The sequence below is a fragment of the Porticoccus sp. W117 genome (assembly GCF_030341905.1).
Lineage (GTDB): Bacteria > Pseudomonadota > Gammaproteobacteria > Pseudomonadales > Porticoccaceae > SCSIO-12696.
Map to the genome: position 1 here is coordinate 1 of NZ_JATAAF010000030.1, position 22558 is coordinate 22558.

The following is a 22558-nucleotide window of genomic DNA, read 5'->3' on the forward strand; positions in this document are numbered from 1 at the left end:
TGGTCGGCAGGAACTAGCTCGTCAATGCTGACGAACTCCATAGTGGACTGGGTTTGGGGGCGGTCTTTTAACATGCCCCATTATAAAAAGTCCCCGCACGAGGGCGAGGACTTTGTCAGCAGTCTGAGCCCACCACAAGGTGGGCTTTTTTGTGCGCTTTACTTTATTGATAGGGTGCTTTTTAAATGAAGGTGTTTTCTTGACGGCACCTGCACCGACCTGCATGCTCATTGCATCAGCAAACAGGAAGACACCATGCCCTGCTACTCCATCGACGGAATTACACCTGTCGTACACCCCACCGCATTTGTGCATCCCTCCGCCGAACTTATTGGCGATGTCATTATTGGCCCCGGTTGTTACATCGGTCCCTGCGCCTGCCTGCGCGGCGACTTTGGCCGCATTATCGTCGAGCAGGGCGCCAACGTGCAGGACACTTGCGTAATGCACAGCTTCCCCGGTAAAGACTCCGTGGTAGAACAGAATGGCCATATCGGCCACGGCGCCGTGCTGCACGGTTGTCGCATTGGCCGCAACGCCTTGGTGGGCATGAATGCAGTGGTGATGGATGGCGCGGAAATTGGCGAAGAATCCATTGTCGCGGCAGGCGCTTTTGTGAAGGCGGCGTTCAAGTGTGAGCCCCGAAGCATGGTGGTGGGCAGCCCAGCGAAAGTGATCAAACAGGTCAGCGACGAACAAATTCAGTGGAAAACCCAGGGTACTGCTGAATACCAACAGCTAGCAGTGCGTTGCCGGCAGTCGTTGCATTTGGTTGAGCCGTTAGCGGAAGTGGAGCCGGAGCGACGTCGGTTGACTGCTGGAGATATCAAGCCGTTGTTTGAATCTCAATAGCTGTGTTTTCAATAAGGGACAATAAATGAAGAAAGCTAACATTTTAGGTGCACTCTTTGTTCTGTGTTTGGTGATATGCGCCTGGGGGTATTTCACCGATTCTGAACTGGATCCAGAGTTTCAACGCTGGATAGAGCAAGAGCGTGAGCAGCCGCCAGAAGCGGACAATGCATTTTTTTATTTTATGGGTATAGGAATCCCCGAAGGCCTTGATCCTGTAGAGGCAGGAAAAACTGCCTATAGAAAAGTTCAAACTGGTGAATCTGACTATATGGATACTGAAGACGCTCTTGAATTGCCGAGTGAAAAGCACTTGACGGGTTTGTTGAATATAGAGATTTTGCCTGAAAGACTTGCTGATATCGATAGTATTTCTGAGTTGCTGAGTGAATATGGTGAAGTATTAGCTCGTTACAAGAAATTAATGGAGTATCCGGATTTTTCTACGTTGACAAGGCCGTCGATTGAAGAGAGTTTTCCTCCATATAACTATATGCTAATTGGCCAACAGCTAAACCAATTGCAGGCGATTGAAAATATTGCAGCGGGTCAATTGGATAGAGGCGTAAAGATATTATTAGATGATCTTGCGAATCATCGCCGGATTTTGATTCGCGCAGATACCTTGATTTCCAAACTGATTGCTGTGAAGGCAATAACGAGAAACGTAAAGCTCTTGCATGGGCTGGGTAAATTAACTGAAATAGAGATTGAGAGTCATCAGGGATTTCTCGCCTTGATTGCCCCTTTGACAGAAGAAGAACGTGATTTTTCGAAAGCGTATCAACGAGAAGCCATTTTAGGTAGAAATACTTTTTTGGATTTGGCAGCAACTCCACTCTGGGGTGAACCAAAACAGAAAGGTTGGAGTCTGTCTGAAGCGATTACTATGCGTCTTTTTTTTAAGCCTAATCATGCCAGCAATATGGCGATTAAGCAGTGGCGCTATTTTCTGGAAGTTTCGAGTTTATCGGCGCAGGATTTTTATAGGACTATCTCTGATTCAAAGCCTGATTTTTCTCCTGGTATTTGGGACGATTTTTACAATCCTGTTGGATCAGTGTTGTCATCAGTTTCGAGTCCCAGTATGGATAAGTACCCGGCAAGAATTCACGATTTGGATTGCCTTTTCGGATTGGTTAGGGCATCACTAAAATCAAAAAATATTGAACAAATAGCTCAGCAAAAAGAAACTAACCCTTACGACGGTGGTGCTATTTTGATTGAAAATGGAGTAGCTCGTTTTAACGGCCCTTTTGATGAGCATCAGGGCGGACGTAGCCTGCGAGTAGCTTGGTAGGAGCTTCCTCGGTTTGGCACATAAATTTCACTTGGAGTTTATCTATGAAGATTATCTTGTCGCTTGCAATAATTCTGGCATGTCCATCTCTTCAGGCTGAAGTCATCTCAAAGAGTGGACATGGTTTTGCCCTTGAAATTGTCGCCGAGGTAAATTCCAGCTCGGAAAAAACCTACCAGCAGTTTTTGCAAATAGGCCGGTGGTGGGATTCCAGCCACACCTACTCTGGCGATGCTGCCAATATGCATCTGGAACCAAAAGCAGGTGGGCGTTTCTACGAAAAAACCGCCGATATGGAAGTTCTGCATATGATGGTGACCTATGTGAAACCCGGCCATGCGGTACATATGACTGGCGGCTTGGGGCCGTTGCAAATGATGGGCATGCACGGTGGAATGTCTTGGGAATTCAAAAAACTGGATGACCAAAAAACACAAGTGGTACACCGCTATCAGGTCACCGGCTTTATGGAAGGTGGCCTGGAGCAGCTTGCCGCTGTTGTTGACCGGGTACAGGCTGGGCAGGTTGAACGCTTAAGGTTGGCATTGGAGAAATAGTCACCGGTAAAACGCCACTCTGCAGTTTCACATTTTCTTGAGCTCATATCCGTAGTATGGGGTGAAATTACCCCGAACTTGCTGGTATGAGAAAACTCTACACGTATCTTGCCTACTTGGGAGCACTGCCTTTTGTGCTCTGCGCCCTCTGTTTGCTATTCGGTGTCTACAGCCTGCCTTACGTAGGTGATGTTCAAGTGTTGTTGTCCACATATGGGCTAGTGATCGCTTCGTTTATGGCTGGCAGTCTATGGGGCCAACAGTTTCAGGCTGATCAGCAGTGGGCTCGATCCATTGGCCTGTTGACCAACATTGTCACCGTTGGCGTCTGGCTGGGGTACTTGCTGTTGCCGTTGTCAGCGTTTCTACGGCTTCTCGTTATCGCGTTTGTTGGTCTATTGGTGATGGATCGCAAGCAGTTTCAGTTGGGCCATATCAGCAAAACGTACTTTTCCACCCGATGCGGCGTCACCGCTGTTGTGTCAGCCGCACTGGTGGTGTCATTTATTTTTCGTGGTTCTTAACAGGAGATCCTGACTGGTGGATATTGCAGTTGTTGGGGCTGGCCTTGCCGGGCTTACCGTTGCCCATGGGTTGATTGAGCGAGGTAATGTGACGGTGTTTGAAAAATCCCGCGGTGTGGGTGGGCGTATGTCCACTCGGCGAGCAGAGCCTTTTGCTTTTGATCACGGTGCGCAATTTTTTCGTGCCAGGGGTGATCGGTTTAAAGTGTTTCTATCACCGATGATGAATCAAGGAGTTGTCCAGCCATGGGAAGGGCGCTTTGTGGATATCCACAATCGGCAAGCAAACCTTTGTTCATCAACAGAATCGGATATTGCCCGCTATGTGTGTGCGCCAGGAATGAGCGCGATGGCCAAGCATTTGCGCCAACAACTGTCGGTGCAGTTACAAACACGAGTGGGTTCTATCGCCAAGGAGCACAACCAGTGGGTACTTACGGATGATCAGGGTGCGTCACTAGGGGTTTACGACTGGGTCATTTTTGCGGCTCCTGCTGAGCAGACCGCAGAGTTGCTGCCAGCAGAAAGTAGTTGTTACCAAACCGTGGCCTCCATTCGTATGCAGGCCTGCTTCTCACTGATGTTGGGTTTTGATCAGCCGCTGGAACTCGGTTTTGATGGTGCAACCGTGCACGGCGAAGACATCAGCTGGATTGCCTTGAACCACACCAAGCCGGGCAGGGCACAGGCCTTTAGCGTAATGGCCCATTCCAGTAACCAGTGGGCCGGTGCGCATATCGACGATGACCGCGACGAAGTAATGAGCCACTTGAGTCAGCAACTCGGAGAAATTTTGGGTATTGATGTCAATCAGGCCAGCCATAACGCCTTGCACGGTTGGCGTTACGCCAACGCGCTCAAACAAACCGGCGAGCCCTGTCTGGTTGATGCGGAGCACCAGATTGGCGTGTGCGGAGACTGGCTGATTGAAGGCAAGGTTGAAGCTGCATTTTCCAGCGGCGATGCATTGGCTCAGGCATTGATTGATGTTCTTTAATCGATAGAGGCATATTTTTTATGACAGACGACTTGGCCATTATCTGGTTTCGACAAGATTTACGGCTGTCTGACAACCCGGCATTGACGCTAGCTGCACAACATAAACGAGTGTTGCCCATTTACATATTGGACGAGGGTAACGCCGGCGAGTACGCCATAGGAAGTGCCAGCCGCTGGTGGCTGCACCACTCATTGACGTCCCTGAACGAGTCCCTGCAAGGCAATTTGTCCGTTTACCGTGGCGACCCAGCAATCATTATTGGTGATCTGGTCAAACGCTTGGGCGTAACAGCGGTGTACTGGAACCGTTGCTACGAACCCTGGCGCGCCACTCGCGATGCGGACATAAAGCAACAGCTGAGCAATAGCGGTATTGCGGTAAAAAGCAGCAACGGTTCTTTGTTGTGGGAACCTTGGCAAGTGCACAAAAATGATGGCGGTCATTACAAAGTATTTACGCCGTTTTATCGCAAAGGCTGCCTGCAGGCACAACCGCCACGAGCGCCCTTAAAAGCGCCGCAAGGTGTCCATTACTTTTTGGATACTGACGGTGCATCTGGTATTGATGATTTAAATCTGCTGCCCAATATTCCTTGGGATGCGGCTTTTTATGATCAATGGAAAGTCGGTGAAGATCACGCCCAAACCGTTTTTGAACAGTTTATTGAAAACGGTTTGCATGACTATAAAGAGGGGCGCAACTTCCCGGAAAAAAATTGCGTTTCCAGACTGTCGCCCTATCTGCACTTCGGCGAAATTTCCCCCAATCAACTTTGGCATACGGCGCATCGTTTGGGAGATAACCCCAATATCGATCACTTTTGCAGTGAACTGGGCTGGCGGGAATTTTCCTACAGCCAGCTCTACCACAACCCAACGCTGCCCAAGCAAAATTTACAGAGCAAATTTGATCGCTTTCCCTGGGCTGACCAGCCGGACCGTTTAAACGCATGGCAGGCAGGTCTTACCGGAGTCCCCATGGTGGACGCGGGTATGCGCGAACTGTGGCAAACCGGTTACATGCACAACCGGGTGCGCATGATCGTTGGTTCATTTCTGGTGAAGAATTTGCGCCTGCACTGGCACCACGGCGAGCGCTGGTTTTGGGATACTTTGCTGGATGCCGACCTGGCCAACAACAGCGCCAGCTGGCAATGGATCGCTGGCTGTGGTGCTGATGCTGCACCGTACTTCCGAATTTTTAACCCGGTCACTCAGGGGCAAAAGTTCGACCCGGATGGCAGTTACGTAAGGCGATATATCCCTGAAATTGCTTCTTTACCCGATAAATATCTGTTCAGCCCGTGGGAAGCTCCAGAGCAGGTTCTGTTGGATGCGAAGGTCAATCTGGGGACGACTTACCCCAAGCCGGTTGTCGATTTAAAGCAGTCTCGGACAGAGGCACTGGAGGCGTTTAAGTCATTGTCAGCAGACGCCTTGCCGGTAAATGGATTATGATTACGGTTTTCTACGACGGCCAGTGCGGCTTGTGCAGCAAAGAGATCGCTCACTACCAACGTATTGCCCCCGAGGGTATTTTCACGTGGCGGGATGCTAACTGTTCAGAAGACGCTTTGCGTCAGCTGGGGGTGAGTGTGGCGGGTGCGCTCAAGCTGTTGCACGCGGTCGATAACAACGGCCGGCTGCACATTGGCGTCGATGCATTTATCTTGATGTGGGCGCAGCTGAAACGTTGGCGAATATTGGCGACGCTGGTGGCACTGCCGGGTATCCGCCAGTTGGTCGATATCAGCTATCGCGGGTTTGCAAAGTGGCGTTTTAAGCGGCTAAGCCACTGCCAGATTGCAGAAGGACAAAGAAGCCCGTAGACAGCATTTCCGCTCTTACACCTCAAAAATTTTCAACGTATTGGTCATTCCCCCTTCACCAACCTGGTCGCCACGGGTGCCCAGTACAATATCCCCCTTACTCAAAAAGCCGTTGCCTTTTAATTGTTCTACCGCATCGCTCAGCAGGGTGTTGCGGTTGTTGCCGGAGATGTCGTAGTAGCGGGGAATAACGCCGCGGAACAGGGCCATACGGTTGAGGGTGCTCTGGTGTTCGGACATGGCGAAGATGGGGATGCCGGAGCGAATGCGTGACATCAGCAGCGGTGTGTTGCCGGATTCGGTCAGGCAAATGATCGCCTTAACGTGGGGCATGTGGTTGGCGGCGTACATGGATGCCATGGCAATGGCGTCTTCGGTTTCCTGAAATTGGCGGTCCATGCGGTGGCCGGATACCTGGGTGCTGCGCTGTTTTTCCGCGCCCAGCGCGATGCGGCTCATGGCTTCCACCACGGTAATGGGATGTTTGCCAGTGGCGGTTTCCGCCGACAGCATCACCGCGTCGGTGCCGTCCAGTACCGCGTTGGCCACATCGAATACTTCCGCACGGGTGGGGATGGAGTTTTCGATCATGGTTTCCATCATCTGGGTGGCGGTGATCACCGAGCGATTGAGCTGGCGAGCGCGGCGGATGATTTTTTTCTGTACACCGATCAAACCAGCGTCGCCAATCTCCACACCCAGATCGCCGCGGGCAACCATCACTGCGTCAGAAGCACAGATGATGTCGTCCAGGGTTTTATCGTCGGCCACGGTTTCGGCGCGCTCGATTTTGGCGATCAGGCGGGCTTTGCAGCCAGCTTTTTCGGCACACTCGCGAGCGTAGTGCATGTCTTCGGCAGTGCGCGGGAAGGAGATAGCCAGGTAGTCGATTTCCATGTCGGTGGCCACGTCCAGGTCTTTCAAATCTTTTTCCGTCAGTGCCGGTGCCGACAGGCCACCGCCCAACAGGTTGATGCCTTTCTTGGGGTAGAGCACTCCGCCAACGATCACTTTGGTGTGTATGCGAGTATCGTCGATGCTCTCGATCTGCAGCTGCAGGCGACCATCGTCCAGCAACAGAGTTTGGCCGGGTTGGCAATCCGCTGGCAGCGACTGATAGCTGCAACCCACAACGGTTTCGTCGCCTTCGTCGGCGGGGTGCTTGGTGTCCAGAGCGAACTCGGCGCCCTCCACCAATTTGGCGCTACCCTTGCGGAAACCGGCGATGCGGATCTTCGGCCCCTGTAAATCCCCCAGCAGGGCGACATTGGCAGACAGCTTTTCCGCTTCCTCACGCACCAGGCGAGCGCGCTCTTTGTGCTCCTCCGGTTCGCCGTGAGAAAAGTTGATGCGAAAAACAGTGGCCCCGGCCTGGATCAATCCGCTGATGGTTTCGGCATCGGAACTGGCAGGGCCAAGGGTGGCTATAATCTTGGTGCGTTTGTACATGAGCGGTGGCTACTTTCAGGGCTGGATGGGTGAGCGCAATTGTATAGCAAGCGCTGTGACATAGAGATAACATTCGGTCACTTTTTGTTTTTCTTGATAGGGAGCTATAGATGGCAACGCTATTAATCACTGGCTGCAACCGCGGCATTGGCCTGGAGTTGGCGTGCCAGTATTTGCAGGATGGCTGGCGCGTTCATGGTTGCTGCCGCAATCCGTCTCAAGCCGATGAGTTGCAGCAACTGCAGGAACAACATGCGGAAAATCTGCAGATACATGCACTGGATGTGGCCAGTGAGCGAGGCATCGCCGAGCTGAAAAGCGCCCTTGAGGATCAGCCCATTGACTTGTTGCTAAACAATGCGGGGGTTTACGGTGGTGCAGGCAATCGCCTGGGCAGCCTGGATACTGAGGAGTGGCTGCAGGTTTTGCGGGTGAATACCATCGCGCCTTTGTTAATGGCCCAGACGTTTCTCGACAACGTAGCAGCCAGTAAGGGCAAAACCATTGCTTCAGTGAGCAGCAAGGTGGGCAGTATTGCCGATAACCGGGGTGGCAGTAATTACATGTATCGCTCGTCCAAAACCGCCTTGAATCAGGCGATGAAAAGCCTGTCTATCGATACCGCGCATTTGGGATTAAAAACTGTGGTGTTGCACCCCGGTTGGGTGCAGACAGATATGGGTGGCCCCAATGCGCTGATTACCGTTGCAGAGAGTGCCTCAGGCTTGAAGAAAGTGCTGGATGAACTGACGCCGGAGCAGTCCGGGCAGTTTATTAACTACGATGGCAGTGAGATTCCCTGGTAACACTATTTCCGCGCAAAGCGATCTTCCGCCGGGCCGCGGCGGCGGGACAGGAATATGTAGTTTTCGTTATTGCCCCGCGCTTTGGCCTGGTGTTTTGCATCTGATGCCAGTCGTGCTACTTCGTGGTGGGAGTGGCAGCGGGCCGGATCGGGAACCACCACGCCAATGGCGATAGTCAGTAGCCCGAAAAAGGCGCTGTTGCCCTGGCGGTCTTCGCTCCAGATGCCGCCTTCTGCCAGGGCTTCGTCACTGTAAAAACGCTTTCGCTCCTGATTAAAGCGCTCAAAAATCTGTTCACACTGCTGGCGCCAGTTTTCACTGCGAAACAGAATCACAAAATCATCACCACCCACATGGCCCACCAGGTCGTTGTCGGTGTTGACTCCGTTGTTGAGAATATCCCCCAGCGCGGCCAGCACTTCATCGCCGCGGCTGTAGCCGTAGGTGTCGTTAAAGGGCTTGAAGTTGTTGAGGTCGATATAGGCCAGGTGGAACGACTCTCCCTGGGTGAGCAGTTCATCAATCCATTCATAAATGGGTACATTGCCGGGCAGCAGAGTCAGGGGATTGCTGTAGCGGGCGTAGCGCATCTGGTAATCAGTGATGCGGCGCAACAGGTCGCTGACTTTGCCGACGCCGATGTACTGGTGGTTGCGGGTGACAATAAAGTCCTCGTTCAAGTCCACCTGTTCCAGGTTGGTGACTCTCTGGCTTACTTCTTCCAGTCGGGCTTCGCAGTCCACAATCACCGGCTGTTTGTTCATGATGTCGCGCACCGGCTTGCGGCCATACAGCTGGTGGGAGAAGCGACCGGAAAACAGCTCCAGAATTTGCGAGCGGGAAATCAACCCCAGTGGCTTGCCGTTGTCGACAATGGGAATTGAGCTGATTTGTGGGTGGTGGATAAAGGCGTCGTTGACGTCTTCGGCAGTGACGCTGGGTGACAGGGTCTGGGCGTTTTGCACCAGCTCCATCACCGTATCCCTGGGACGGGTTTTCAGGCGCCGCACGGTCATGGTGCCGCAGTTGTCCAGTTCGGCCGTAAAGGCTTCAACGGATTTGCCCGGATTTTCTGCGGGTTTCTGTAATAGATAGCCCTGGCCCAGTTTGATGCCCAGATTGCGCAGCGCTTCCAGTTCCTGGGGTTGCTCAATGCCCTCGGCAATCACCTTGCAGTTCAGGCCACGGGAAATTTCGCAGATGGAATTGACGAATTCGCGTTTTACGGAATCACTGTGAATATCGTGAATAAAATGCATATCCACTTTGACGTAGTCCGGGCGAATTTCGGCCCAGGTGCGCAACCCGGAATAGCCGCTGCCAAGGTCATCAATGGCCAGTTGCAATTGATGCTGGCGGCAAAAATCAGCGACTTCACGAATCCGTTGGTAGTCATTCAACGGGTGTTTTTCGGAAATTTCCAGCACGATATCCAGGCGACGACTGCTGCTGATTAACAACTGGCTGATGGGGTTGTTGGGGGCATCCAGTTCTTTCAGATCGGGGGCAGCAATGTTGATAAACAACTTGCCCGGCAGGTCCAGTTCGGTAAAGCGGTCAACGGCGGTGGTGATGCAACACTGTTCCAGCTGCCTTAGCAGGCCACAGCGCTCGGCGGCGGCAAACAGTTGAATGGGCAGGTGCAGCGGGCTGCCTTTTGGGCCACGTGCCAAGGCTTCGTAGCCGAGAATAGTGCGGTTGGGAAAATCAATAATCGGCTGAAGCCAGCTGGCCAGCAGGCGGTTATCCAGAATATGGGTCAGCTCTTGTTCAATATCGGTGTCGCTGGCCAGTTCATTATTATTCGAAGTGCTCACTCCCTTCTCCTGCTATTGACCATGCAGAAGACCATCATGTAACTGCTTTGTGACAATTACATGACGGCAAAGGAGTGTTTTGAGTACTGGTTAGCAATAGCTAGTCTTAATGTTGGTCGAAATCCACCACTACTTTGTCGCTCACCGGGTGCGCCTGGCAGGTGAGAATAAAGCCCTTGTCGATTTCGTATTGCTCCAGACCGTGGGTGCGGTCCATTTCCACTTCGCCTTCAATCAACTTGGCCTTGCAGGTGGCGCAGACACCACCTTTGCAGGAAAACGGCAGGTCGACGCCGTTGTCGATGCCCGCATCCAGCAGGTTTTCGCCGTCGGCGCTGAGGTCGAAATTAATGCGGCGGCCGCCGGTCATCAGGGTAACGCTGCTCACTAACTCGCCGTACTTCTCCGCACGCTCATGGTGCTTCTGGACTGCCTCGGCGGCGGCTTCGGCAGAGGAGCCAAACAATTCGTAGTGGATGTTGGCCTCGGCAATGCCTTCGCTGCGCAGGCCACGGGACACTTCGGATATCATCGATTCTGGGCCGCACAGGAATACTTCATCGAAGGCGTTAATTTTGATCAGTCGCTTGGCCTGTAATTCGCCGCCCTTGCGGTTATTGATGCGCCCGTGCAGCACCTCGGCTTCGTGTTCTTCGCGGCTGAGAATATTGATCCACTGGAAGCGTTCCATTTGGGCATTTTTCACATCCGATAGTTCTTCCCGGAACATCACGCTTTTGGTGCGCTTGTTGCCATAGATCAGCGTGACGGTACTGTCAGGCTCAGTGGCCAGCACGGTTTTGATAATCGACAGCATGGGGGTGATGCCGGAACCGGCGGCAATGCACATATAGCGTTTGGCGTTGGCCGGGTTCAGCTCGGTGTAAAACTTGCCCTGGGGCGGCATCACTTCCAGAGTGTCGCCAGCTTTCAGCTGTTCGTTGGCAAAGGTGGAAAACACGCCGCCGTCGATTTTTTTAATGCCCACCCGCAACTGTTTATCGCCGACGGCGGAGCAGATGGAGTAAGAACGGCGTACATCCTCGCCATTGATATCGGTTTTCAGGGTCAGGTATTGCCCTTGAATAAACTGGTATTTTTCTTTCAGATCGGCGGGAACGTCGAAGATAACCTGTACCGCGGAGTCGGTTTCCGGTACTACGGCGGCGACGTTGAGTTGGTAGAAGTTGGTATCGTTCATTGTTGCTACTCTTTTTATGTGAGACGTAAAACGTGAGATGTGAGACGAGCGAAGTGCTATCGGTTTTTTTATTTGATTTGTGCGCGTAACGCGCCCAAGTCAAAAAAACACTTTGCATTTATTCACGCGTCTCACGTCTTACATCTCACGTCTCTCGCTTTATAAGCATTTAAAATAATCAAATGGCTCGTGGCAGTCCTGGCATTTGTACAACGCCTTGCAGGCGGTGGAACCGAATTCGCTGATTTTTAAGGTGTTGCTGGAATCACATTGCGGGCATGGAACCGGTGGTTCTTCAGCAAACAAGCTGGCTTTGTCGGAGGAGGTCTTTCTACAGGTTGAAGACTCCTGAGGCGGCGCAATGCCGTACTCCTTCAGTTTGCGGCGGCCTTCCGGGCTCAGCCAATCAGTGGTCCAGGCCGGAGCCAGCTGGTTGCGAATTTCAAAATTCCTGTAACCGGCATTCTTTAGTGCCGCGTCCACATCTTCCGCCATGGTGTTGATGGCGGGGCAGCCGCTGTAGGTCGGCGTCAGGGTGACGGTAATTTTGTCGCCCTGTTTTTCCACATTGCGCAACACGCCCAAATCCCACAGTGACAGCACCGGCACTTCCGGGTCGTGCACTGCGTCCAGCAAGTTCCAGATGGCCGCCGTCGCCGGGTTGGCTCGGTGTTGGTCACGCTCAACTTGCTCAATACTGACTGTTGGGATTAGTGAAACCATATTTGTCTCGCTCCGTCATTCCCGCGTAGGCGGGAATCCATAAACCTAGGTGGTAAGTGGATCCCCGCCTTCGCGGGGATGACGACAATAGTTACCAAGTATTCCCAGGATACGCCCGCTGCACATATTGCAATTCCGCCAGCAGGTAACCCAAGTGCTCGGTGTGAATGCCGGTGCGGCCACCGCGAATGGCGATGTCATGATCCGGCAGCGTCAGCGTGGCTTCGTCGGTTACCTCTTTGACAATCTGCTGCCATTGCTCGCGCAGAGCTGTTCGATCCACCGCCACTCCCTGAGCAGCCAAGCCGGTTTCCAACTCGTCCATATCGAACATCTCGGTAACGTAGTCCCACAACTCGTCGATAGCGGCTTGGCAGCGGTTGTGGCTTTCTTCGGTGCCATCACCCAGGCGCACCATCCAGTCTTTGCTGCGGCGCAGGTGGTATTTGGTTTCTTTAATGGACTTGCCGGCGATAGCGGCCAGGGTGCTGTCCTTGCTGTTCAGCAGCTCGGTATAAAACAGCAGGTTAAACGTATCGACAAAGAACTGGCGCACGATGGTAAAAGCAAAGTCGCCCTTGGGCAGCTCGTTGATTAACAGGTTGCGATACTCACGGGTGTCGCGCAGGTAGCAAATATCGTCTTCGCTTCGGCCCTGGTTTTCTGTTTCGGCAGCGTAGGCATACAACATTCTGGCGCGGCCAACGTAATCCAGAGATACGTTAATCAGGGCGATGTCTTCTTCCAGAAACGGCCCGTTGCTGCACCACTCGGAAAGGCGGTGGCCCAGGGTCAGAGAGTCGTCTGCCAAGCGGATGGTGTAATCGACGATGGGGGTGTTAGTTTCGGTCATTTTCATTACCTAACAGTGTTCGAGGTAGTGTAGGTCGGGCTTTAGCCTGACATGTCGGCCTACTCTTTATATAAAACAAGCCGACCTACATGTTGTTTACTTCGTCAGGTAATACATAGTGCGTCGCATGACGGTAAGGCTTGTCATCCATTGGGTCGTAAAAGCTGTCGCGGTCGCTTTCTTGCGAGGCGGTTACATCGCTGGCTTTTACTACCCAGATGCTGACGCCCTCGGAACGGCGGGTGTATACATCGCGGGCGTATTCCAAGGCTTGCTCGGCGTTTTCCGCATGCAGGCTGCCGCAGTGGGTATGGTCCAGGCCGCGCTTGGAGCGGACGAATACTTCAAATAGGGGCATGTTGCTCATGGTACTAATTCCTTTGCAGTGTCATTGCGAGGAGTGAAACGACGAAGCAATCTAGTGTCTTTAAAGTCGCTGGATTGCTTCGCTGCGCTCGCAATGACGAGTTGGTTCGTCAGGCCGCTTTCTCAGCGCGGGCTTTTTTCTTCGCTTCATAAGCCCGCGCCGCTTCGCGCACCCATGCGCCCTCATCGTGGGCTTTTTTGTGGTGAGCCAGGCGCTGGCGATTACAGGGGCCGTTGCCTTTGATCACCGCAAAAAACTCGTCCCAGTTCAGCTCGCCAAAATCGTAGTGGCCGCGTTCTTCGTTCCATTTGATGTCTTTACTGGGCATTTCCAGCCCCAGCACTTCAATCTGCTTGATGGTCTGATCCACAAACGCCTGGCGCAGTTCGTCGTTGGACTTGCGCTTGATCTTCCACTTCATGGATTGTGCGGAGTTGGGGGAATCCGCATCGGTGGGGCCAAACATCATCAGCGACGGCTCCCAAAAGCGGTTAAGTGCATCCTGCGCCATGGCCTTCTGTTCCGGCGAGCCGTTGGCCAGCTTCAGCATGATTTCGTAGCCTTGGCGCTGGTGAAAACTCTCCTCCTTACAAATGCGAATCATGGAACGGGAGTAGGGGCCGTACGAGGTGCGTTGCAGCGCTACCTGATTGACGATGGCGGCGCCGTCCACCAGCCAGCCGATGGCGCCGATATCCGCCCAGGTGAGGGTGGGGTAATTAAAGATGGAGGAATACTTGGCCTTGCCCTCGTGCATCAGCTGCACCAATTCCTCTCGCGTAGCACCGAGAGTTTCGGCGGCGCTGTACAGGTACAGGCCGTGACCCGCTTCGTCCTGCACCTTGGCCAACAGCACAATCTTGCGGTGCAGGCTGGGAGCGCGGGTGATCCAGTTGCCCTCCGGCTGCATGCCGATCACTTCCGAGTGGGCGTGCTGGGACATCTGCCGCAGTACGGTTTTGCGGTACTTTTCTGGCATCCAGTCTTTTGGCTCGATGCGTTCTTCCGCATCAATACGGGCCTGGAAATCGACTTCCAGTTGTTCGAGGTTGGCTTCGCTATTGGGCATGGCTGGCTCCGGGCATATGATGGCAGCTGGTAATGATACAAAATATAAGTATATCTTTGCAATAGTGTGTCATATTGAGGCGAATGTATATCTGGCGCTATAACCTTGATGCTACCGGTGTATATTTAAGGTGTTGCTACTGAGTATAGAGCAAGCGCTTGCTTACGGATTGGCCGAATGGCATCAACATAATCAGCCAAAACAATAAACCAGTAACCGAGCATAAAAAATCATTTAATAGACCAAATACTGAGTTGCCATGAAGAAGCCACCTCCCGGCACAGAAGAGCGCATCGCAAAGATGACCTTCGCGTCAATTTATCCGCTCTATGTTGCAAAAATTGAAAAGAAGGGCAGAACCAAAAAAGAGCTGCACGAAGTTATAGAGTGGCTTACTGGCTACGATGAAAAAAAGTTGGAGTCTCTGGTCGACGACGAGATCACTTTTGATGTCTTTTTTAAGGAATGCAGGCTAAATACAAATGCCCACCTTATTAAAGGCGTTATTTGTGGTTACAGAATAGAGGACATGGAGGACTCTTTGATTAAAAAGAGCAGGTACCTGGATAAGCTGGTAGACGAATTGGCCAAAGGAAAGGCTATGGAAAAAATCCTGCGAGTCGACAAATAGTGCGGCGCTTTTGGGAGCAGCCGCACTATAAAAGAAAGTTGTCGGAGGGCCAGTGTGGTGTTCCATAACTATTTTGCTGATCAGGCTTTTTCAATCACCATTGCAATTCCCTGCCCAACTCCAATACACATCGTACACAACGCATACTGCCCGCCGCCCCGCTGCAGTTGATACATTGCTGTAGTTACTAATCGAGCCCCACTCATACCCAACGGGTGGCCCAGGGCGATGGCGCCGCCGTTGCGGTTTACGTGTTCGGCATCGTCTTCCAGGCCCAACTCGCGCATACAAGCTAATCCCTGGGCGGCAAAGGCTTCATTGAGTTCGATCACGTCCATTTGATCCAGAGTCAGCCCGGTTTTTGCCAGCACTTTGCGGGTGGCGGGCACCGGGCCGATTCCCATAATGCGCGGTTCCACTCCGGCGGTGGCCATGGCGACGATTTTGGCTTTTGGTGTCAGACCGTATTTTTTTACTGCCTCTTTGGAAGCGATCAGCAGAGCGCAGGCGCCGTCATTAATACCGGAAGCGTTGCCGGCGGTTACCGAGCCGCCGTCGCGGAACGGTGCAGGTAGCTTTGCCAGCGCTTCGGCGGTGGTGCTGGCGCGAGGGTGTTCGTCGCTGTCGAAGAACAGGTCGTCCTGTTTTCTCCGCGGGATGCTTACCGGCACGATTTCATTATTGAAGACGCCGTTGGCTTGGGCAGCGGCGGTGCGCTGTTGGCTGCGCAGAGCAAAGGCATCCTGATCCTGGCGAGAAATATTGAAGTCTTCCGCGACGTTTTCAGCGGTTTCCGGCATGGAGTCTACGCCAAACTGGTTTTTCATCAGCTTGTTGACGAAGCGCCAACCCATGGTGGTGTCGAACATTTGCTGGTTGCGAGCAAAGGCGCTGTTGGCTTTGCCGATCACAAAGGGGGCGCGTGACATTTGCTCAACACCGCCAGCGATAATCAAATCCGCCTCGCCTGCCTTGATGGCGCGGGCGGCCATGCCCACCGCGTCCATGCCGGAGCCGCACAGACGGTTGGTGGTGCTTGCCGGTACGTCGATGGGAATGCCTGCCAGCAGGGCGCTCATCTTGGCGACGTTGCGGTTGTCTTCACCGGCCTGGTTGGCACAGCCGTAAAAGATGTCGTCCACTTGTGTCCAGTCGACAGAGGGATTGCGTTCCATCAAGGCTTTCATGGGCACTGCGCCCAGATCATCGGCGCGCACCGACGACAGGCTGCCACCGTAGCGGCCAATGGGGGTGCGGATGGCATCGCAGATATAGGCTTCGGTCATTTGTGTTCTCCATAAATTTGGGGGCAGCGCCCTGTAGGTCGGCCTTCAGGCCGACAACGTACTTTCTATCTAGTGCCAGCGTTGTCGGGCTAAAGCCCGACCTACATTAATCTTCAACCGGCAGAACCGGCTGTTTAGTTTGATATGACTTGCCGCGAAAGTAGGCGACAACCTCGTTGTTCTGGTTGGTAACGGTGATATCGTAGACACCTAGCCGCCCCGACCGGTGTTTCTTCTCGGCAGTGGCGGTCAGTAGATCGCCTTCCCGCGCCGGAGCCACATATTCAATCGAACAGCCAGAGGCAACGGTGGCCTGGTTGCCGGTGTTGCAGGCAAACGCAAACGTTGAATCTGCTAGGGAAAACACAAATCCGCCGTGGCAGGTGGCGTGGCCGTTGAGCATATCTCCGCGCACAGTCATGGTGACACGGGCAAAGCCGGGTTTTACTTCCGCCACGGTCATGCCCATTGTCTTGCTGGCTGGGTCGCGATTGTAGAGTTCCGCTACGCAGGCTTCGGCGAGTTGTTGGTTGGTTGTTGCCATCACTATCTCTACTGTCATCCTGAGCGGCGCAGCCGCGTGAGGATCTCACAAGTTATAAGTTATGGAGATCTTCGCGGTCGCTACGCCCCCTCAGGATGATGGAGTCTCAAAGAAACTCTGCTCCGCAAAACACTTGCGCTGAATAAGCGGCGAGATGCGGTAGCGGTCTTCGCCGTATAGCAGTGCCAGGTTTTCCAATACGGTAGCCACCACTGGCACGCCCAATTGATCGGCCCAGGCCAGTGGCCCTTGTGGGTAGTTGACGCCACCTTTCATGGCGATATCTACCGCTTCGGCATTGCACACGCCCTGGTTGACTGCATCGGCGCCTTCGTTGGCGAGCATGCAAACCGTGCGCATCACAATCATGCCGGGAATGTCGTCGATCACCGAAACTTGTTTGCCGATAGCCTGGAATAACCCTGCGGCTTTTTGCAGTGCTTCGTCAGAGGCTTGGTCGGCTTTGGTAATAGCGATGCGGGTAGCGTGGTTGTAATCCAGCGCCAGGTCAAACAGCACCAGTTCGTTCAGCTCTTCTTCGGCGGCCAGTTCGGTGGCTATGGCGCCTTCGGTGAGACGCAGTTCAACGCCGTCTACCCAGATAAAGTCATGATCGGATTCTTCGCTGCGTACAATGGCAATCTCTGCTGCTTCCATTTGAGCGATCAGAGATTCGGCAACACCAAGATGACCACCGACAATCACACGCTCCGGTTTTGGCCATTGCTCGGTGGTGTTGGGCGCGGGTTGTTCGGCACCTTCAGCGTAGTTGTAAAAACCGTGGCCGGTTTTACGGCCCAGGCGCCCGGCCTGCATCAGCTCTTGCTGTACCAGCGATGGCAGGAAGCGCTGATCCTGGTAGTAGGCGTTGAATACAGAGTTGGTCACCGCGTAGTTGACGTCCATGCCGATCAAGTCCATCAGCTGGAATGGCCCCATGCGAAAACCGCCGGATTCGCGCATCACTGCATCGATGGTGGCCACATCGGCGCCACCTTCCTGCAATACCCGCAGCGCTTCGGCGTAGAACGGGCGGGCGACGCGGTTAACGATAAAGCCGGGGGTGGATTTCGCCATCACCGGGTGCTTGCCCCAGTGGGCGGCGGTATCGAACACGATTTGGGCAACTTCGGCATCAGAGGCGAGGCCGCTGATCACTTCCACCAACTTCATTACCGGTGCCGGGTTAAAGAAGTGCATGCCCACCAAGCGCTCCGGGCGTTTCAGGCCTGCGGCAATGGCAGTGACTGAAATAGAGGAGGTATTGGTGGCGAGAATCACATCGTCACCGCAAATGTCCTCCAGCTGGGCGAATACACTTTGTTTGATGTCCAGCTTTTCAACAATGGCTTCCACCACCAGTTTGGCTGGGGCCAGCTCGTCCAGCGAACCACAGGCGCTGATGCGGCCGGTCAACGCGTCCGCCTGTTCGGCGGTCATCTTGCCTTTGGCAATCAGGCGGTCGAGCCCCTTGCGGGTTTTGTCGATACCAGATTGCGCTGCGCCCTCAGCGGCGTCAAAAAGCAGCACCGAATGGCCCGTAGCGGCGGCCACCTGGGCAATGCCAGCGCCCATGGTGCCGGCGCCGATAACGGCGATGGTGGAAGTGGTGGGTAGTGCGGTCATTACTTTGTTTCCAGTTTATCTCTGCTGACAATTCAGTGCATTTGATGAGCAGAGAGATGTGAGACGAGAGATGAGAGACGGAGCACTTCGAATTAACTACGGAGCAGCTCGTCTTTCATCTCCCATCTCTCGTCTCTCGCTTCACTCACCTGTGAAGTTCGGCTTCCGCTTCTCCATAAACGCCGCCACACCTTCGCGAAAATCTTTGGTGCGGCCCGCTTTGCGCATGTATTCCTTTTCCACTTCCAGTTGCAGGTGATAGCTGTTGGCGGTGGATTCCTGCAGGGCGGCTTTGATCATGGCAAGGGCTTTGGTGGGTTTGGTGGCCAGGTTGCGGGCCATGGCCATCACGTCGTCCATCAGGTTGTCGTCTTCCACGGATTTCCAGATCATGCCCCATTCCTCCGCTTGTGGCGCCGGGAGTTTTTCCCCTAGCAGAGCGAGGCCTTTGGCGCGGGGCAGGCCGACAGCGCGGGGCAGGTGCCAGGTGCTGCCGGAGTCGGGGATCAGGCCGATGTTGCAGAACGCCTGTACAAAGTAGGCGCTTTCGGCCGCCACCACGATGTCGCAGGCCAGTGCCAGGCTGGCACCGGCACCGGCGGCTACGCCGTTGACGGCGCAGATGATGGGCTTGGGCATGCCCAACAGTTTGCGAATCAGCGGGTTGTAGTTTTTGTCGATGGAATCCCCCAGGTCGGGCACATCGGTGTCTTTGCGATCGCTCAAATCCTGGCCGGCGCAAAAACCGCGCCCGGCACCGGTAAGCACCAGACAGCGCACCAGTGGGTCGGTTTCCACGCACTTCAATGCCTCGCGCAATTCACAGTGCATTTCCAGGTTAAAACTGTTCAGACGATCCGGGCGATTGAGTGTGACAACGGCAACGCCGTCTTCTACGGTGTAGGTGATGGTGTTGAAGCTCATTGTTTTGTCCTGTGTTTGACGTTGGATGTTCGACGTTTGACGAAAGTGATTCTAACCACCCAGCTGTGACGTTGGATTCGTCGAACGTCCAACATCAAACGTCGAACCGTATCAGCGTCCCTTGTACTCCGGTTTACGTTTTTCCAAAAACGCCGCAATGCCTTCATTGCGATCTTCGGTCGCTGCCAACACGGTAAAGGCTTTGCGTTCGTAATGAAGGCCCGCTTCCAGGTCGGTCTCGAAGGCTTTCAGCAAAACCTCTTTGGCTTGTTGTACCGCCAGCGGTGCTTTTTTGGCGATGCGGGTGGCCAGTTCCAGCGCCCGTTCCAGGGTTTGATCATCGGCGGTTTTCTCGGCGGCAAGGCCAGAGGCGACAGCAACGTCGGCGTTAATAAATTCTCCCGACAGGCACATTTTCATGGCCAGGGATTTGCCCACGGTGCGAATCAAACGTTGGGTGCCGCCGGCACCGGGAATAATGCCCAAGTTAATTTCCGGCTGGCCGAATTCGGCGCTTTCGCCGGCAATGATAATGTCGGCGTGCATGGCCAGTTCGCAACCGCCGCCCAGGCAATATCCATTGACCGCTGCAATCATGGGCTTTTTAAAGTCGTAGATGCGCTTCCATATTTTTGGCCGCACATCCTGCAGCACGCCTACCGCATCCAGTTTGGCCATCTCTTTCAAGTCGGCACCGGCGGCAAATACACTGTCGTTTCCGTACAGCACCACCGCGCGAATCAGGTCGTTTTCCTGCGCTGCTTCCAGCTCCGCCGCCAACTCGGTGAGCAGGGCGGTGGTAAGGGCGTTGCGCGCTTCCGGGCGGTTGAGTTTGATCAGCAGAACGCCGGTTTCTTGCGGCTCCGCAATTATGTAATTGTAACTGGACATATCGTGGACTCTTTGTAGAGGTCGCACGCTTCACGTCGCACGTCGCACGCTAAAAGCACCAATACTGTCATTCTGAGCGCAGCGAAGAATCTCTTCGGTTGTTCAAACTCGAGATCCTTCGCTGCGCTCAGGATGACAAACAGGGTGTCTGGTTTTAGCGTGCGACGTCAGGCGTGCGACGTGCGACCAGTCAATTACGCGTCTTTCTGTTCAACCAAGGTCAGGATGCTATATATAGCAACGGCCACACCTTCCTGATTGGTCACTTCAACGTCCCACTCTACAACACCGGTTGCTTTAGCGTCATCCGGGCGCTTGTCCTTTTTGATTTTTTGCTTACAGGTCAGGCGCGCCTGGATAGTGTCGCCAATGCCTACCGGTTCGATAAAGCGCAGGTTGTTCAAGCCGTAGTTGGCCAGCACCGGGCCGACGCCGGGGTAAACGAACAAACCGGCGGCAGCAGACAGCACAAAGTAGCCGTGGGCCACACGCTTACCGAACAGGGAGTCAGCGGCGGCAGTCTCGTCGAAGTGGGCGTAGAAGTGGTCGCCAGACAGGCAACCGAAGTTAACGATGTCTGCTTCGGTGACAGTACGGCGGTGGGTGATCAGGCTGTCGCCGGGCTGAATTTCTTCAAAGTACTTGGTGAATGGATGCGCGGCGGTCTGGTTGATGGCAGCGCCGGGCATGTATTCGTTGGTGATAGCGGCTAACGTAGTTGGTGATCCTTGGAGCGCTGTACGCTGCATATAGTGTTTGACTGAACGGATGCCGCCCAGCTCTTCACCGCCACCGGCGCGGCCGGGGCCGCCGTGGACCATTTGCGCCAGCGGTGAACCGTGGCCGGTGGATTCGCCAGCGCAGTCGCGGTTAATGATCACCATACGGCCGTGGTAGGCGGCGGTGCCCAGTACCGCTTGTTTGGCTTCGTTGTTGTCATAGGTGAAGATCGAACTCACCAGCGAGCCTTTACCCAGCTTGGAAATCTGGATGGCCTCTTTCAGATTCTCATACGGCATCAAGGTGCTGACCGGGCCAAAGGCTTCCACTTCGTGGGGCGTAGGGGTGGTCAGCGGCTGGTCGCAGTAGAGCAGGGTAGTGGGGAAGAACGCGCCCTTGGCTTTGTCGGCGCCGGCCACCTCGAAACTGTCGTCACCGCCAAATAAAGTGTCGCAACTTTTCTGCAGGGTTTTCACCGCGTCCCAGGTGTCATTGACCTGATCGCGGCCAACCAGTGCACCCATGCGAACGCCTTCGCTGGACGGATCTCCGATCACGTTCTTGGCGAGACGTGCTTTCAGGGCATCGGCAACGGCGTCGATCTTGTTGCGCGGTACCAATATGCGGCGAATAGCGGTACATTTTTGGCCCGCCTTGGTGGTCATCTCCCGCACCACTTCCTTGATAAACAGGCCGAACTCGTCGCTGTCTTCCTCAGCAGTTTCACCCAATATGGTGCAGTTAAGAGAGTCCGCTTCCATATTGAAGGGAATGGAATTCTCAACGATGTTGGGGTGGGTTTTCAGCATCTTGCCGGTTTTCGCAGAGCCGGTGAAGGTGACGCTGTCCTGCTCGTTGAGGTGATCCAGCAGGTCGCCGGTTGAGCCAGTGATCAGTTGGATAGAGCCCTCGGGCAGGAAGCCGGTATCGATAATTTCGCGCACCATAAACTCGGTCAGGTACGCCGACACGGTGGCTGGTTTGACAATAACGGGAACACCCGCTGCCAGTGACGGTGCGATCTTCTCCAACATGCCCCAGATGGGGAAGTTGAATGCGTTGATGTGCAGTGACAGCCCCTCTTTGGGCACCAGAATATGGCGGCCCACAAAGGTGCCGTTGGCAGACAGGCGTTCGGTGTCGCCTTCCACCGCGAAAGTCTCGTTGGGCATCTCGCGGCGAACGATGGAGCTGATGCTCAGCATGGTGCCGATACCGCCCTCGATATCGATCCAGCTGTCGGCCTTGGTGGCGCCGGTGGCTGCGGAGACTTCGTAGAATTTCTTTTTGATGCCCAGCAGATGCAGGCCGAGCTTTTTCATGGCGGTGGCGCGCTCGTGGGTGGTCATGGCGCGCAGTGCCGGGCCGCCGACGTTGCGGGCGTATTCCGCCACCGCTTTAAAGTCGATGCCGGCACTGGAAATATGGCCCAGTGACTCGCCGGTGATGGCGTTGAACACTTCCTGACCGGGCTCGGTGCCGGTGTGCCAGTTGCCGCATACATAACTCTGGTATTGCATAAGATGGTTCCGTGAGATGGGAGGCGGAAGATGAGAGACGCTCAACTCCTCACTCCGAACAAATTATTTA

The 22558-nt window shown here is 54.1% G+C and carries 22 protein-coding genes; 9 read left to right on the forward strand and 13 right to left on the reverse strand.

From position 1 onward, the window contains the following. Window positions 1-255: 255 nt before the first annotated feature. The 7 genes from paaY to QSV34_RS14140 all read left to right on the forward strand — a co-directional run bounded on the left by paaY (window position 256) and on the right by QSV34_RS14140 (window position 6061). Window positions 256-852 (forward strand): phenylacetic acid degradation protein PaaY, encoded by a 597-nt coding sequence (gene paaY, locus QSV34_RS14110; protein WP_289155751.1) that lies wholly within the window; start codon window positions 256-258, stop codon window positions 850-852. Window positions 853-877: 25 nt separating this feature from the next. Then, the gene (locus QSV34_RS14115) at window positions 878-2152 is read left to right on the forward strand and encodes a hypothetical protein (protein WP_289155753.1); all 1275 of its coding nucleotides are present in this window, start codon (window positions 878-880) and stop codon (window positions 2150-2152) included. Between the two features lie 44 nt (window positions 2153-2196). Further along, a complete protein-coding gene (locus QSV34_RS14120) occupies window positions 2197-2709 on the forward strand; it encodes an SRPBCC family protein (protein WP_289155755.1) in 513 nt (170 codons plus the stop codon). Window positions 2710-2795: 86 nt separating this feature from the next. After that, entirely contained in the window at window positions 2796-3233 is a 438-nt protein-coding gene (locus QSV34_RS14125) for a DUF3429 domain-containing protein (RefSeq protein WP_289155757.1), read from the forward strand. A gap of 16 nt (window positions 3234-3249) precedes the next feature. After that, entirely contained in the window at window positions 3250-4230 is a 981-nt protein-coding gene (locus tag QSV34_RS14130; protein ID WP_289155759.1) for an NAD(P)/FAD-dependent oxidoreductase, read from the forward strand. A 20-nt stretch (window positions 4231-4250) separates the two neighbouring features. Continuing rightward, window positions 4251-5690, forward strand: a complete 1440-nt coding sequence (locus QSV34_RS14135; RefSeq protein WP_289155761.1) for a cryptochrome/photolyase family protein — start codon at window positions 4251-4253, stop codon at window positions 5688-5690. Continuing rightward, a complete protein-coding gene (locus QSV34_RS14140; protein WP_289155763.1) occupies window positions 5687-6061 on the forward strand; it encodes a thiol-disulfide oxidoreductase DCC family protein in 375 nt (124 codons plus the stop codon). The genes QSV34_RS14135 and QSV34_RS14140 overlap by 4 nt, the downstream gene beginning before the upstream one ends. A gap of 15 nt (window positions 6062-6076) precedes the next feature. Here the strand turns inward: QSV34_RS14140 and pyk are convergent, their stop codons facing one another. Continuing rightward, entirely contained in the window at window positions 6077-7510 is a 1434-nt protein-coding gene (gene pyk, locus QSV34_RS14145; RefSeq protein WP_289155765.1) for a pyruvate kinase, read from the reverse strand. 110 nt (window positions 7511-7620) lie between these two features. Here pyk and QSV34_RS14150 point away from each other — a divergent pair, with 110 nt between their 5' ends. Beyond that, entirely contained in the window at window positions 7621-8316 is a 696-nt protein-coding gene (locus QSV34_RS14150; protein WP_289155767.1) for an SDR family oxidoreductase, read from the forward strand. A gap of 2 nt (window positions 8317-8318) precedes the next feature. Here QSV34_RS14150 and QSV34_RS14155 read toward each other — a convergent pair whose 3' ends face one another. The 6 genes from QSV34_RS14155 to paaA form a co-directional block, all read right to left on the reverse strand. After that, window positions 8319-10133, reverse strand: a complete 1815-nt coding sequence (locus QSV34_RS14155; protein ID WP_289155769.1) for a GGDEF domain-containing protein — start codon at window positions 10131-10133, stop codon at window positions 8319-8321. 106 nt (window positions 10134-10239) lie between these two features. Beyond that, window positions 10240-11334 carry a 1,2-phenylacetyl-CoA epoxidase subunit PaaE gene (paaE, locus tag QSV34_RS14160; RefSeq protein WP_289155771.1) on the reverse strand — a complete coding sequence of 365 codons (1095 nt, stop codon included), beginning with the start codon at window positions 11332-11334 and terminating at the stop codon, window positions 10240-10242. Between the two features lie 159 nt (window positions 11335-11493). Beyond that, window positions 11494-12057, reverse strand: a complete 564-nt coding sequence (gene paaD, locus QSV34_RS14165) for a 1,2-phenylacetyl-CoA epoxidase subunit PaaD (protein WP_289155773.1) — start codon at window positions 12055-12057, stop codon at window positions 11494-11496. 91 nt (window positions 12058-12148) lie between these two features. After that, the gene (paaC, locus tag QSV34_RS14170) at window positions 12149-12910 is read right to left on the reverse strand and encodes a 1,2-phenylacetyl-CoA epoxidase subunit PaaC (protein WP_289155774.1); all 762 of its coding nucleotides are present in this window, start codon (window positions 12908-12910) and stop codon (window positions 12149-12151) included. An 85-nt stretch (window positions 12911-12995) separates the two neighbouring features. Beyond that, a complete protein-coding gene (gene paaB, locus QSV34_RS14175; protein WP_289155776.1) occupies window positions 12996-13277 on the reverse strand; it encodes a 1,2-phenylacetyl-CoA epoxidase subunit PaaB in 282 nt (93 codons plus the stop codon). Between the two features lie 109 nt (window positions 13278-13386). After that, window positions 13387-14346 carry a 1,2-phenylacetyl-CoA epoxidase subunit PaaA gene (gene paaA / locus QSV34_RS14180; protein ID WP_289155778.1) on the reverse strand — a complete coding sequence of 320 codons (960 nt, stop codon included), beginning with the start codon at window positions 14344-14346 and terminating at the stop codon, window positions 13387-13389. Between the two features lie 259 nt (window positions 14347-14605). Between paaA and QSV34_RS14185 the strand changes: the two genes are divergently transcribed. Next, the gene (locus QSV34_RS14185; protein WP_289155780.1) at window positions 14606-14977 is read left to right on the forward strand and encodes a DUF2200 domain-containing protein; all 372 of its coding nucleotides are present in this window, start codon (window positions 14606-14608) and stop codon (window positions 14975-14977) included. Between the two features lie 80 nt (window positions 14978-15057). On the opposite strand, the gene pcaF is transcribed toward QSV34_RS14185, so the two are convergent. The 6 genes from pcaF to paaZ form a co-directional block, all read right to left on the reverse strand. Beyond that, on the reverse strand, window positions 15058-16263 hold the full coding sequence (pcaF, locus tag QSV34_RS14190) for a 3-oxoadipyl-CoA thiolase (protein WP_289155782.1): 1206 nt from the start codon (window positions 16261-16263) through the stop codon (window positions 15058-15060). A gap of 106 nt (window positions 16264-16369) precedes the next feature. Further along, the gene (gene paaI, locus QSV34_RS14195) at window positions 16370-16807 is read right to left on the reverse strand and encodes a hydroxyphenylacetyl-CoA thioesterase PaaI (RefSeq protein WP_289155784.1); all 438 of its coding nucleotides are present in this window, start codon (window positions 16805-16807) and stop codon (window positions 16370-16372) included. Between the two features lie 90 nt (window positions 16808-16897). Next, window positions 16898-18433: a 3-hydroxyacyl-CoA dehydrogenase PaaH gene (gene paaH, locus QSV34_RS14200; protein ID WP_289155786.1), complete on the reverse strand. Its 1536-nt coding sequence runs from the start codon at window positions 18431-18433 to the stop codon at window positions 16898-16900. A gap of 141 nt (window positions 18434-18574) precedes the next feature. Then, window positions 18575-19357: a 2-(1,2-epoxy-1,2-dihydrophenyl)acetyl-CoA isomerase PaaG gene (gene paaG / locus QSV34_RS14205; protein ID WP_289155788.1), complete on the reverse strand. Its 783-nt coding sequence runs from the start codon at window positions 19355-19357 to the stop codon at window positions 18575-18577. 111 nt (window positions 19358-19468) lie between these two features. Beyond that, the gene (gene paaF, locus QSV34_RS14210; protein WP_289155789.1) at window positions 19469-20248 is read right to left on the reverse strand and encodes a 2,3-dehydroadipyl-CoA hydratase PaaF; all 780 of its coding nucleotides are present in this window, start codon (window positions 20246-20248) and stop codon (window positions 19469-19471) included. A gap of 194 nt (window positions 20249-20442) precedes the next feature. Then, on the reverse strand, window positions 20443-22488 hold the full coding sequence (gene paaZ / locus QSV34_RS14215) for a phenylacetic acid degradation bifunctional protein PaaZ (protein ID WP_289155791.1): 2046 nt from the start codon (window positions 22486-22488) through the stop codon (window positions 20443-20445). Window positions 22489-22558: the final 70 nt, after the last annotated feature.